The following is an 11,750-nucleotide window of genomic DNA, read 5'->3' on the forward strand; positions in this document are numbered from 1 at the left end:
GCTACTGCCCATAAGCGGTGCTCGCCGAAGTGGCCCTACGAGTCCGACGGGCTCACTTCGATGATCGCGGCGAGCTCGACCAACTTGGCCTCGTGCTCGTTGGCATGGTGCTGACAGAACAGCAGCTCGGAACCCGAAGGCAGCTTCGCGCGCACCCGGGCGGCGGCACCGCAGCGATCGCAGCGATCAGCCCGGGTGAGTTCGGGACTGGTCAGAGTTGCGGTCATGGCTCCTCCGTTTCTAGCCGGCGCGGTGCGGGATCATGCCCTACCGCGTATCTCTACTGTGTCAGACGTATTCGGTTCCGGCCTTGTTCCCCGGGGGTTCACCGGTGTGTCGTGTCTCACGTCACCCCGTGTTGCCAGGAGGGCAGGCTAGTCGTATGTACCCAGAATCACCGCCGATACCACCCGCGCGGACGCCTTTGCTGGTGCACCTCTGCGCGGCCGTGGAGTGGCAGGTCGCGCAGGATCGCGGCGAACACCGCCCCGCGTCGCTCGACGCGGTGGGCTTCGTGCACCTGTCCGCACCGGGCCAGGTGCACCTGCCGGCCAACCGGCTCTACGCCGGGCGCACCGACCTGGTGCTGCTGCACATCGACCCCGCGAGGCTGTCGGCGGAGGTGCGATGGGAGCCGGGCGTGCCCACCGATCCCGACGGCATGCTGTTCCCGCACCTGTACGGACCGCTGCCGGTGGCGGCGGTGCTGCAGGTCACGCCCTATCTGCCTGGCGACGACGGGGTGTTCCCGCCGGCCGGGGAGCCGACGTAGGCGTCGGCCTCCACCTCGACGAGGAGTTCCGGCGCGATGAGCGCCGACACCTCGATCATCGTGGTGACCGGGCGGATGTCACCGAACACCTCGGCGTGCACGGCGCCGACCTCGCGCCAGCACGAGATGTCGGTGACGTACATCCGGGTCCGCACCACGTCGGACAGCGTCGCGTCCACCTCGGCCAGTGCCGCGGCGATCCGCCGCAGCGCGTCCCTGGTCTGCGCCGCGGCGCCGGCGCCGGCGCCGGTGGTGCCCGCCACCGCGACCATCGGGCCGACCCGCACGGCCCGCGAATAGCCGACCGCGTCCTCGTACTCCGAACCCGAACCGACCGCGATGCGGTCGGATGTCACACCGGTACCGCTTCGATGATCGACAGCGGGGTCACGGTGTCGATCACCCGCTGCAGGCGGAAGCCGGAGCGGGCAAGTAGGTTCGCGTACTCGGCCCTGGTGCGTTCCTTGCCTCCGGCCGTGACGAGCATCTCGAGGTCGAGCATCAGGCCGATGAACGACGACGGCCGTTCCGGCAACACCATCTCCAGCAGGAGCAGCTTGCCGCCGTCGGCGATCGAGGTGCGGATGGTCCGCAGGATGCGCACCGCGTCGTCGTCGTACCAGTCGTGGATGATGTTCTTCATCACGTAGACGTCGCCGCCGTCGGGCACCGACTCCATGAACGAACCGCCGGCCGTCGTGGTGCGGTCGGCGACGCCGGCGGCCGCGAGTGTCGGGCCTGCGTTCTCCACCACGGAGGGCTGGTCGAACAGCACGCCCTTCGCGTCGGGCGCACTGCGCAGGATCGTCGACAGCAGTGCGCCGTGCCCGCCGCCCACGTCGACCACCAGCTTCGAGCCGGCGAAGTCATAGCAACTCAGCGCGGCCTCGTCGGTCAGCCCGCTGGTAGCCGTCATCGCCCGGTTGAACACCTCGGCGAACTCCGGGTTCTCGGCGAGGAAGTCCCACACGGGCTTACCGCGCAGCATCTCGGTGGCCGTCTGTCCGGTGCGCACGGAGTGCTCCAGGTTGCCCCAGTCCTCCCAGCGCAGCGGATGCCCGATGAACAGCACCATGTCGCGCAGCGTGCCGTCGGAGTCCGAGCGCAGGGCGTCCCCGACGCGGGTCAGTGCGAACCGGCCGTCGCGGCGCTGCGTCAACACACCCTTGCCTGCGAGCGCCCGCATCAGCCGGTACACGGACTCGGGGTGGGCGCCGATCCTCTTGGCGACGTCGTTCGCGTGGGCGGGTCCACTCGCCAGCTGATCGGGGATGCCGAGCTTCGCCGCCGTGTAGAGCGCCGCCGTCGTCCACGCGCCGGTGGCCAGTTCGAGCATCGCGATGTTGCCCGGCACGGTGGACCGGTGCAGCTTCTGCAGGCCGGCGCGGACCTTGTCGACTGCGGCGATCAGTCGTGCCGGCGGGGCTTTGAAAGACTTCTCGGGCACGTGGCCGAACTTTACCGGCAGTGCGCAAGTCGAGTAGTCGACTACTCGAACCCCCCGCATGAGCCGGTCATACGCTGCGCCCGTGGGGTGCCCGACGGATACGACGACATGCACGGTGTTGCGGGAGAAGTTGCGCGCACCCGAGCCGGCAGGCCTTGTCCGCGACCGGCTGACGGCACCGGCCGCTACCACGATGGTGGTGGCGCCCGCCGGCTGCGGGAAGACGACCCTGCTGTCACATCTGGCCGCCGCGGCGCAGGTGCCCGTGGGGTGGTACGGCGTCACCGAGGACGACACCTGCGAGGACCGGTTCGTCGCCCATCTGGCCGGTGCGCTCGGCGGGTTGGTGGCGGTCGACGACGTGACCTCGGTGGCCGGACTGCTCGCGGCTCTCGACCGGTGGACCGGTCCTGGTGCGGTGCTGTTCCTCGACGACGTGCACACGATCGCCGGTACGGCGGCCGAACGGGCACTGGAGCGGTTCCTGGCATTGCGGCCCCGCCGGCTGCGGGTCGTCTGCGCGTCGCGGCGCACCCCCGGTGTCAACGTCCCGCGGCTGCGGGTGTCCGGGTCGCTCGGCGAGATCGGCTGCGACGACCTGCGATTCCGCACACCGGAGATCGAGGAGTTGTTCGCCGCGGTGTACGGCGCCCCACTGCCGCACGACGCCGCCACCGCACTGGCGCGCTGCACCGGCGGATGGGCGGCCGCGCTGTGGCTGTTCCAACTGGCCACCGCGCAGCGCAGCGCCGCCGACCGGCACCGTGCCGTCGCGCATCTCGGTGGGCGGTGCCGATTCGTCCGGTCCTACCTGGATCGCGACGTCATCGGTCAGCTGCCCGCGGACCGTCGCGAATTCCTGCTCCGCACAGCGCCGTTGGAGCGAATGTCCGGTGAGCTCTGCGACGCACTGCTCGGCGTGACCGGCAGTCACCGCATCCTCGCCGAGCTCGAAGCGGCGCAACTGTTCACGTCGACCGACGACGGCGGCAGGCACTTCCGCTATCACGAGGTGTTGCGCACCCATCTCGAACTGGCCCTCGTCGAGGAGTACGGCGTAACCGAGGCGCGGCAGTGGTACCGGCGCTGCGCGCAGGTGCTCGAGCGGTTCGCCGAACCGCGTTCCGCGATGGCGGCCTACGCCAAGGCCGGCGAAGGGGTGCACGTGTCACGATTGACGAGAACTGTCGAGCCGGGCGAATTCGGCGGAGTGGCAACGCCGGCCGTGCTGATCCGGTGCTTCGGCGAGTTCGGGATCGAGGCGGGCGGGCGGGCCGTCGCACTGGGCGCTCTGCGGCCGCAGGCGCGCCGAGTGCTGCAGATACTGGCCATGGCGCCCGGCCGCGACCACCACTGCGAGTACCTCGAGGACCTGCTGTGGCCCGGGGTGTCGCATCCGGTCGCCACGCACCGGCTGCAGGTGGCGGTGTCCAGCGTGCGCCGCGTACTCGTCGACCATGGCGTGAGAATCGACAGGCGCGGCGAGTCCTATCGGCTGTGCCTGCCTGCGTCCGCGGCGGTCGACGTCGGGGCGTTCGCCGACGCCGTCGCGAGGGCGGGCATGCTGGCGGCGCGTGGTGACGTCGCCGGCCGCACGGCGGCCCGCCGGGCGGCCCTCGACCAGTACACCGGCGACCTGCTACCCGAGCTGACCGGCATGCCGCACATCGAGGTCGAGCGGGATCGATTGCGGCACAAGGCGGCCGCGGTGGCCGCGGCGCTGGCGGCCGACCACCTGGCGCTCGGCGAGCACGACCAGGCGCTGGCCGCCGCCGAGCGTTCGGTACAGCTCGAAGCCGAGCAGGACACCGCATGGCTGGTGCTGGCCGACCTGCACGCCGAGCTCGGGGACGAGGGGTCGGCCGAGTGCGTGCGCCGCGAACACGCCCGGATCCGCGCCGAACTCGGGGTGCCGACGCTCGTGCGCCGGAGTCGGACGGCGGGTCAGATGAGGCCCTCGCGCACCGCGTAGGCGACGGCGTGCGACCGGTTGCGTAGCTGCAGCCGGGTGGTGACGCCGTGCAGCACGTTCTTCACCGTGCGCTGGCTGTAGCACAGCGTGCGGGCGATCTCGTCGGTGTCGAGGCCCTCGGCGACCAGGCGCAGCACGTCGGCCTCGCGCTGCGACAGCTTGTCGAGGTGCGGCGTGCCCGTCCGCCGCGGGGTCCCGCCCGTCCGGTCGAGCAGGTCGCGGGGCAGGACGCGACGGCCCGCGGCGACGTCACCCACGGTGCGCACGAGGACGTCGGATGTCGCTTGTGTGCGTCGCAGCACGCCGCTCACGCCGGCCTCGGCCGCTGTCGTCACGGTCTCGTGATCGACGGCGCCCAACACCAGAAGGGTATGGCGCACACCGGCTTTGCGCAGTGAGCGAAGAATCCTCACGGTTGCGTCGTCCAGCACGTCGGCCACGGCGATCGCGACGTCGGCGCCGTGCAGGCCGGCGGAGCCGACCACCTCGACCTCGGCCCTGGGGCGCAGTTGGCTGACGACGCCGGCCTCGAGAATCGGATCATCGGCGTACACGTAGGTGCTCAGTGGTCGCGACATTGCGGACTTCCTCCCGGTCGGTCGTATGGAAGGAAGTGTCCGCACGGGCCTCAACAACGGCTCAACGCCGCCGACGGGCCGCTCAACACATCACCCTCACCCCGCGGATAGCAAATCCTCACCGATGGCGAGCGGAATGTGGCTCGTCGTCGATTCCGGAGACGTCCGGACATCGCGACCATCGGTAACGACAGGGATACAACACAACCGAACATCTCAGGAGCCGATATGAGCGTCACAGGTCGCAGAGCACACCGCTGGGTTTCGCCGGTCATCGGCGCAGCGGCAATCGCGCTACTGGCGGTCATCCCGACCGCGGGCGCCGAACCCCGCGAGTGGGACATCGGGGACTTCGACAGCTGCGAACGAAATCAGCCGCCGAGCAACAGCGTCGAGGAGTACATCGAGCACGTGCAGTGGTGCTGCTACCGGTCCGGCGGTGACTGGAACGCGGCGACCAGCACGTGCGTCGCTCCGCTGGCCGCGAACTCGCCGATCCGCAGGCCGGGGGGAATCGTCATACCGGATCAGGTCCTGGTCGAGAACGGCGCACCCAGGAATCCCGGCCCGCCGGTACCCACCGGTGAGACCGTCGACTAGTCGAGGTAGTCGCGCAACACCTGAGAGCGGCTCGGGTGGCGCAACTTCGACATCGTCTTGCTCTCGATCTGGCGGATCCGCTCGCGGGTCACGCCGTACACCTGGCCGATCTCGTCGAGGGTGCGCGGCTGGCCGTCGGTGAGCCCGAAGCGCAGCCGGACGACGCCCGCCTCGCGCTCGGAGAGCGTCTCCAGCACCGACTGCAGCTGATCCTGCAGCAGGGTGAAGCTCACCGCGTCGACGGCGACGACGGCCTCGGAGTCCTCGATGAAGTCGCCGAGCTGCGAGTCGCCCTCGTCGCCGATGGTCTGGTCCAGCGAGATCGGCTCACGCGCGTACTGCTGGATCTCCAGCACCTTCTCCGGCGTGATGTCCATTTCCTTGGCCAGCTCTTCGGGCGTGGGCTCGCGGCCCAGGTCCTGGAGCAGCTCGCGCTGGATGCGGCCGAGCTTGTTGATGACCTCCACCATGTGCACCGGGATGCGGATGGTGCGGGCCTGGTCGGCCATCGCCCTGGTGATGGCCTGCCGGATCCACCACGTGGCGTAGGTCGAGAACTTGTAGCCCTTGGTGTAGTCGAACTTCTCCACCGCGCGGATCAGGCCGAGGTTGCCCTCCTGGATGAGGTCCAGGAACGCCATCCCGCGGCCGGTGTAGCGCTTGGCCAGCGAGACCACCAGGCGCAGGTTCGCCTCGAGCAGGTGGTTCTTGGCGCGGTCGCCGTCCCGGCAGATCCACTGCATGTCGCGGCGCTGCTGCACCGGCAGCTTCTCGCCCTTGTCGGCGAGCTCGGTCAGCTTCTGCGTGGCGAACAGGCCGGCCTCGATGCGCTTGGCGAGCTCGACCTCCTCCTCCGCGTTGAGCAGCGCGACCTTGCCGATCTGCTTGAGGTACGCGCGTACCGAGTCGGCGGAGGCAGTGAGCTCGGCGTCCTTACGGGCCTGCCGCAGCGCCTCGGATTCCTCTTCGTCCCAGACGAAGTCGCCGGACGCCTTGTCCTTCTCGGACGGCTCGGCGATCTCTTCCTCTTCGACCGGGGCCGCCGTCTCGACCTTCGCGGCCACAGCGGGGGTCTTCGCCGCCTCGGCCCCTGCCGCGGGTTCCTCGTCGTCGGTGTCCAGATCGTCGAGGTCGATTTCGGGCTCGTCGATCGCCTCGAGGTCCTCGCCGGGTTCGGCCTCGACGTCGTCGGTCGTCTCGAGGTCGGTGTCCTCGACGAGGCTCTCCTCGCCGGCACCGGCCTCGGGTGCGGTCGACTTCTTCGCGCGGGTCTTGGCGGGTCCCTTGGCGGCGGCCTTGGCAGGCTTGGCGCCTGCGCGGGCCTTGGGCGCCGCACCGTTCTCGGCCTTGGCCGCGCGGGCGGGAGCCTTGGCGGCGCGCTTGGCGGGCGCCGACCCGTTGGCGGTCTTCGCCGGGGCGGCTCTCTTGGCGGGAGTCTTGGTGGCGGTGCGCTTCACCGGCTCGTCGGTTGCCGGGCTTGCCTTGGTCGCTGCCACGTACACCCTTTCGGTCGTGCGTACTTCGGTCTGCGCAGGCGTGCGCCACCGAAAGCGTCTGCTATGTCGAATGCGGCGTTGTATCTACTGGGGATTACCCGCCGCTATTCGGTAGGCGGCCGCCTCGACCATTGTAACGACAGTGTGTGGTAACGCCGCCTCGAGCGGCAAATCCGGCCCGCCCCGCGCGTGTCCGGCGAAAAGTTACTTGGCAGTAGAGGTGACGTCGACCGCTGCGGCCATCGCGGCGCCGACGATGCCGGCGGTGTTCTGCAGAGTGGCCGCCACCACAGGGGTGCGGTTCTTCAGCAGCGGGATCCACTTGTCCGCCTTGCGGCTGATGCCGCCGCCGGCGATGAAGAGGTCGGGCCAGATCGCGTTCTCGATCGCCACGAGCACCCTGGTGACCTCCTCGGACCACCGCTCGTAGCTCCAGTCCTTGCGTTCCTTCACCGAGGACGCGGCCCGGTGCTCGGCTTCCTTGCCGCCCACCTCGAGGTGGCCGAACTCGGTGTTGGGCAGCAGGGCGCCGTTGTGGATCACCGCGGACCCGATGCCGGTGCCGAAGGTCAGCAGGACGATGACGCCGGTGTTGTCACGCCCCGCGCCGAACCGCTCCTCGGCCAGCCCGGCCGCGTCGGCATCGTTGAGCACCGTGACCCTCTGACCGCCGAGTTCGGCGGCGATCGCCTCGGCGGCGTTCGTGCCGATCCACGCCTTGTCGACATTGGCCGCGGTGCGCACGACACCCTCGGTCACCACGCCCGGGTAGGTGACGCCCAGGTGCTCGGTCCAACCGAATTCGCGGACCACGGCGGCGATGGTCTTGGCCACCGCGTCGGGCGTGGCGGGTTGCGGGGTGGCCAGCTTGAAGCGTTCGCCGATCAGCGCCCCGGTGTCGAGGTCGACGACGCCGCCCTTGACCCCGCTGCCGCCGACGTCGATACCGAATCCGCGGCGCTGCGAGTCACCGCCGGCGTCCGGGTCTGCGACGGGGGACTCAGTGGCGGTCATGGGCGCTCCTTCAGCACACGGCCGGCGGGTACCCGGCAAGCGTCTCGCGTTCCACACACTATCGGCTCGACCATGCTCCCGCGTGACTGTCGGGCAACCGGTCGGCGACATTCCGCGCCGAAAGTGGTGCGATGGCGCAGTGACCGAAATCCACAGTGACCCGGTGACGCTGCGCGAGGTGGCCGACCAGTTGGCCGACGAGGCCGCGGCATTCGTCCGGCACAGGCGCGCCGAGGTGTTCGGCGCGGCGGGCCCGTCGGACGGGGGTGCGGTGCGGTCGAAGAGCAGCCGCACCGATCCCGTGACGATCGTCGACACCGAGACCGAACGGTTGTTGCGGGAGCGGCTGGCCGTGCTGCGACCCGGCGAGCACGTGCTGGGCGAGGAGGAGGGCGGCGCGGCCGGGGTGCGCGCCGGACGGATCACCTGGGTGCTCGACCCGATCGACGGCACGGTGAACTTCGTGTACGGCATCCCGGCGTACGCGGTGTCGGTGGCCGCCCAGCTCGACGGCGAATCGGTGGCGGGCGCCGTCGCCGACGTGGCGGCCGGGGTGGTGTACTCCGCGGCGCGCGGCCACGGGGCGCAGGCGCGGGACGGCGCCGGGACCCGCCCGCTGCGGTGCAGCGACGCCGACGAGCTGGCGCTGGCGCTGCTGGGCACCGGTTTCGGCTACGCGCCGCAGCGGCGCCAGGAGCAGGCCGAGATCCTGACCCGCGTGCTGCCGCTGGTGCGTGACATGCGGCGCATCGGCTCGTGTGCCCTCGACCTGTGCATGGTCGCCGCCGGCCGGCTCGACGCCTACTACGAGGACGGCGTCAACGTGTGGGACTGGGCGGCGGGTGCGCTGATCGCCGCGGAGGCCGGTGCCCGGCTGTGGCTGCCGCCGCCCGACGGCGGGGTGGGCGGCGCCGGCCTGGTCGTCGCCGCCGCGCCCGGTGTGGCCGCCGAATTGATCGACGTGCTCCGCCGGGCGGGGCTGGGCTGAGGCAGCCCGTCAGCAGCCGGTGCCGTGGATCTTCTCGACCAGGGTGGGGTCGGCGGCCGCGGTCGCGTCCGGGCGCAGGCTGGCCAGCACCGCCTCGATGTCGTCGCTGGCGTTCAGTTCGCTGAACTCGGTGCCGATCGCCAGATCCACGACGGGGTCGGGGCGCTCGTCCTCGAACAGCTCGGCGCAGGGCGCCACCAGCCAGAGCGCCGCCGCGGCGGCCCGGCCGGAGGGCCCGAATCGGATCTGGCCGTGGCATTCGAGCCGGGTGCTGGCGTAGACGGCGTCGTTGGCCGCCTCGGGCTGGGCGAAGCCGAGGTCGCGCAGCTCGCCGGCCACTTCGGCGGCCTGCCCGCCCTGCCCGCTGGCGTTGAGCACGCGGATCCGCGTGTCGGCGAGCTTGGCCGGCTCGACCTCGATCATGTCCGCGCCCGACACCTGGGTGCCCAGGGGCGGCGGCGTGGGTTCACCGGGCGCAGGCGCGGGCGGCCGGTTGCACACCGCCGCCTGGACGACGTCGGGGGCCTGGTTCAGCGCCATCGACCACACCAGCATGGTCACCACCGCGAGCGCTGCCAGCGTGATCAGCGCGGGCAGGTAGTTGCGGCGACGGAACGGCCGACCGTGCTTGTCGAAGGCCGTGCCCTCGGTGATGTGGGAAACCACGTCTAGCACTCTAAGGCCTGGTGAGACGAAGGTTGTCTGCGGTGGGAGGCCACCCGGAGCGGCACTGTGATGTAAATCACAATGGAACGTGTGGCAGTACGGGCACGAATCGTTTGGGGAATGCGTTCGACGCTGGTACAAAGCACTGCTGCAAGGATTGATGGAGGGGACGAGGACGATGGCTACCGACTATGACGCTCCACGCCGCACGGAGACCGACGACGTCTCCGAAGATTCGCTCGAGGAGCTGAAGGCGCGGCGCAACGAAGCCCAGTCGGCCGTCGTCGACGTCGACGAGTCCGAATCGGCCGAGTCGTTCGAGCTGCCCGGCGCCGACCTCTCGGGAGAGGAGCTGTCGGTCCGGGTCATCCCGAAGCAGGCCGACGAGTTCACCTGTTCGAGTTGCTTCCTCGTGCACCACCGCAGCCGGCTCGCCAGTGAGAAGAACGGCATGATGATCTGCAGCGACTGCGCTGCCTGACGTCGGCTCAATCCTTGCGCAACGCGGCGAGCACCCGGTCCGGGTGCCGCGTGCTGATCAACCAGTACGGCGTCGGGTCGTCCGGGTCGTCGAGCACCAGCAGGATCATCGGGCCGACCCACGCCCGGTGCACGACGTAGGCCGCCGGGTCGAGCTGTCGGCCCAGTGCCGCCGTCTTCGCCGACCTGGGAACCTCCGCGGACCGGGCGACGACGTCGACCGGCAGGTGCGCCTCGTTCACCCACAGTTCCGGACCGGTGTCGGGGCTGGCCTCGGGGCCGGGCAGCACCACCCGCACCTCGGTCCTGCTGAACCACACCAGAACCGCGGCGGCGACCGGCAACAGCACCGCGAACGGCAGCCAACCGGGCGCACTCCGTACGCCCAGGGTCACCTCGTACGCGATCAGCGCGCCGAGCCCCAGCCCGGGCAGCCACCACCACCACGGCACCCACAACCGCTCGCGGTAGCGCACCGTTTGTGTGGTCGCGCGCGTGTCTGACACGCGGGCCAGAGTAATCTGTGACGTCGTGTCCACCTCTCTGGCGGTTGTGCGCCTGGACCCCGACCTGCCGATGCCCAGCCGAGCCCATGACGGCGATGCGGGCGTCGACCTGTTCAGCGCCCAGGACGTCGAACTGGCTCCCGGCCAGCGCGCACTCGTGCCCACCGGAGTCGCCGTCGCCATCCCGCACGGGATGGTGGGGCTGGTGCACCCGCGCTCGGGTTTGGCTGCGCGCGTGGGACTTTCGATTGTCAACAGCCCCGGCACGGTTGATGCCGGCTATCGCGGCGAGATCAAGGTGGCACTGATCAACACCGACCTGCAGACCCCCATCGTCGTGCGCCGCGGCGACCGGATCGCCCAGCTGCTGGTGCAGCGGGTGGAACTACCCGATCTGGTCGAGGTGGCCTCGTTCGACGAGGCCGGTCTGGCAGGCACCACCCGTGGCGAAGGCGGCCACGGTTCCTCCGGCGGACATGCGAGTTTGTGATGGCATTCGGGAAACGTAAGAGCAGGGACGACATCGAGGCAGAGACCTCGGAGGCCGCGGCGGCCGCCGAAGCCGAACTCGAGGGCCCGTTCGACATCGACGACTTCGACGATCCGGCCGTCGCGGAACAGGGCAGGCTCGATCTCGGGTCGGTGCTGATCCCGATGCCCGCCGCCGGCCAGGTGCAGGTGGAACTCAACGAGGGCGGCGTGCCGAGCGCGGTGTGGGTGGTGACGCCCAACGGCCGGTTCACCGTCGCCGCGTATGCCGCCCCGAAGTCCACCGGACTGTGGCGTGAGGTCGCCGGCGAGCTGGCCGACTCGCTGCGCAAGGACTCCGCCGAGGTGCGCATCCAGGACGGTCCGTGGGGCCGCGAGGTGGTCGGCACCGCCAGCGGTGTGGTGCGGTTCATCGGGGTCGACGGCTACCGCTGGATGATCCGCTGCGTCGTCAACGGGGTCGCCGAATCGGTGGACGCGCTGGCCGAGGAGGCACGCACCGCTCTGCGCGACACCGTGGTGCGGCGTGGCGACACGCCGCTGCCGGTGCGCACGCCGCTACCGATCCAGCTGCCCGAGCCGATGGCCGCACAGCTGCGTGCGGCGGCCGCCGCCCAGTCGGGCGGACAGCAGCCGCAGGCCCCGGAGGCCGAGGAGCAGCAGCCGCCGCCCGAGCCGACCGCCAGGCGCAGCGCCCAGGGCTCGGCGATGCAGCAGCTGCGCACCATCACCGGCGGCTAGA

At 70.5% G+C, this 11,750-nt stretch carries 15 protein-coding genes; 7 read left to right on the top strand and 8 right to left on the bottom strand.

All coding sequences use genetic code 11. From position 1 onward, the window contains the following. Nucleotides 1–35: 35 nt before the first annotated feature. Complete coding sequence (locus ACPCHZ_RS18400; RefSeq protein ID WP_264015306.1) at nt 36–227, bottom strand: DUF7455 domain-containing protein; 192 nt, start codon at nt 225–227, stop codon at nt 36–38. A gap of 155 nt (nt 228–382) precedes the next feature. Here ACPCHZ_RS18400 and ACPCHZ_RS18405 point away from each other — a divergent pair, with 155 nt between their 5' ends. Beyond that, on the top strand, nt 383–772 hold the full coding sequence (locus ACPCHZ_RS18405; protein ID WP_423486027.1) for a DUF952 domain-containing protein: 390 nt from the start codon (nt 383–385) through the stop codon (nt 770–772). On the opposite strand, the gene ACPCHZ_RS18410 is transcribed toward ACPCHZ_RS18405, so the two are convergent. After that, the gene (locus ACPCHZ_RS18410) at nt 721–1,128 is read right to left on the bottom strand and encodes a Rid family hydrolase (protein ID WP_423486028.1); all 408 of its coding nucleotides are present in this window, start codon (nt 1,126–1,128) and stop codon (nt 721–723) included. The genes ACPCHZ_RS18405 and ACPCHZ_RS18410 overlap by 52 nt on opposite strands. Beyond that, nucleotides 1,125–2,219, bottom strand: a complete 1,095-nt coding sequence (locus tag ACPCHZ_RS18415; RefSeq protein WP_423486029.1) for a methyltransferase — start codon at nt 2,217–2,219, stop codon at nt 1,125–1,127. Before ACPCHZ_RS18415 ends, ACPCHZ_RS18410 begins: the two co-directional genes overlap by 4 nt. 82 nt (nt 2,220–2,301) lie before the next feature. Between ACPCHZ_RS18415 and ACPCHZ_RS18420 the strand changes: the two genes are divergently transcribed. Continuing rightward, nucleotides 2,302–4,191 (top strand): BTAD domain-containing putative transcriptional regulator, encoded by a 1,890-nt coding sequence (locus ACPCHZ_RS18420; RefSeq protein ID WP_423486030.1) that lies wholly within the window; start codon nt 2,302–2,304, stop codon nt 4,189–4,191. On the opposite strand, the gene ACPCHZ_RS18425 is transcribed toward ACPCHZ_RS18420, so the two are convergent. Continuing rightward, entirely contained in the window at nt 4,164–4,769 is a 606-nt protein-coding gene (locus tag ACPCHZ_RS18425; protein ID WP_423486031.1) for a LuxR C-terminal-related transcriptional regulator, read from the bottom strand. The genes ACPCHZ_RS18420 and ACPCHZ_RS18425 overlap by 28 nt on opposite strands. A 228-nt stretch (nt 4,770–4,997) precedes the next feature. Here ACPCHZ_RS18425 and ACPCHZ_RS18430 point away from each other — a divergent pair, with 228 nt between their 5' ends. Next, nucleotides 4,998–5,369 carry a hypothetical protein gene (locus tag ACPCHZ_RS18430; RefSeq protein WP_423486032.1) on the top strand — a complete coding sequence of 124 codons (372 nt, stop codon included), beginning with the start codon at nt 4,998–5,000 and terminating at the stop codon, nt 5,367–5,369. Here the strand turns inward: ACPCHZ_RS18430 and ACPCHZ_RS18435 are convergent. After that, entirely contained in the window at nt 5,366–6,865 is a 1,500-nt protein-coding gene (locus ACPCHZ_RS18435) for an RNA polymerase sigma factor (RefSeq protein WP_423486033.1), read from the bottom strand. The genes ACPCHZ_RS18430 and ACPCHZ_RS18435 overlap by 4 nt on opposite strands. A 204-nt stretch (nt 6,866–7,069) precedes the next feature. Further along, nucleotides 7,070–7,879 carry a polyphosphate--glucose phosphotransferase gene (gene ppgK / locus ACPCHZ_RS18440; protein WP_423486034.1) on the bottom strand — a complete coding sequence of 270 codons (810 nt, stop codon included), beginning with the start codon at nt 7,877–7,879 and terminating at the stop codon, nt 7,070–7,072. Nucleotides 7,880–8,018: 139 nt separating this feature from the next. On the opposite strand from ppgK, the gene ACPCHZ_RS18445 reads away from it, so the two are divergent. Further along, the gene (locus ACPCHZ_RS18445; RefSeq protein ID WP_423486035.1) at nt 8,019–8,867 is read left to right on the top strand and encodes an inositol monophosphatase family protein; all 849 of its coding nucleotides are present in this window, start codon (nt 8,019–8,021) and stop codon (nt 8,865–8,867) included. A gap of 9 nt (nt 8,868–8,876) precedes the next feature. On the opposite strand, the gene cei is transcribed toward ACPCHZ_RS18445, so the two are convergent. After that, nucleotides 8,877–9,533 carry an envelope integrity protein Cei gene (gene cei / locus ACPCHZ_RS18450; protein ID WP_423486036.1) on the bottom strand — a complete coding sequence of 219 codons (657 nt, stop codon included), beginning with the start codon at nt 9,531–9,533 and terminating at the stop codon, nt 8,877–8,879. Between the two features lie 178 nt (nt 9,534–9,711). Here cei and ACPCHZ_RS18455 point away from each other — a divergent pair, with 178 nt between their 5' ends. Continuing rightward, entirely contained in the window at nt 9,712–10,014 is a 303-nt protein-coding gene (locus ACPCHZ_RS18455) for a DUF4193 domain-containing protein (protein ID WP_090344025.1), read from the top strand. A gap of 7 nt (nt 10,015–10,021) precedes the next feature. Here ACPCHZ_RS18455 and ACPCHZ_RS18460 read toward each other — a convergent pair whose 3' ends face one another. Continuing rightward, on the bottom strand, nt 10,022–10,519 hold the full coding sequence (locus ACPCHZ_RS18460) for a DUF3093 domain-containing protein (protein WP_423486037.1): 498 nt from the start codon (nt 10,517–10,519) through the stop codon (nt 10,022–10,024). A 25-nt stretch (nt 10,520–10,544) separates the two neighbouring features. Here ACPCHZ_RS18460 and dut point away from each other — a divergent pair, with 25 nt between their 5' ends. Both dut and ACPCHZ_RS18470 read left to right on the top strand, forming a co-directional pair. Continuing rightward, nucleotides 10,545–11,009, top strand: a complete 465-nt coding sequence (gene dut / locus ACPCHZ_RS18465; RefSeq protein ID WP_264015294.1) for a dUTP diphosphatase — start codon at nt 10,545–10,547, stop codon at nt 11,007–11,009. Then, the gene (locus ACPCHZ_RS18470) at nt 11,009–11,749 is read left to right on the top strand and encodes a DUF3710 domain-containing protein (protein ID WP_423486038.1); all 741 of its coding nucleotides are present in this window, start codon (nt 11,009–11,011) and stop codon (nt 11,747–11,749) included. The genes dut and ACPCHZ_RS18470 overlap by 1 nt, the downstream gene beginning before the upstream one ends. The last annotated feature ends 1 nt before the right edge of the window (nt 11,750 follow it).

The organism is Mycobacterium sp. NPDC050041 (assembly GCF_049541695.1).
GTDB lineage: Bacteria > Actinomycetota > Actinomycetes > Mycobacteriales > Mycobacteriaceae > Mycobacterium.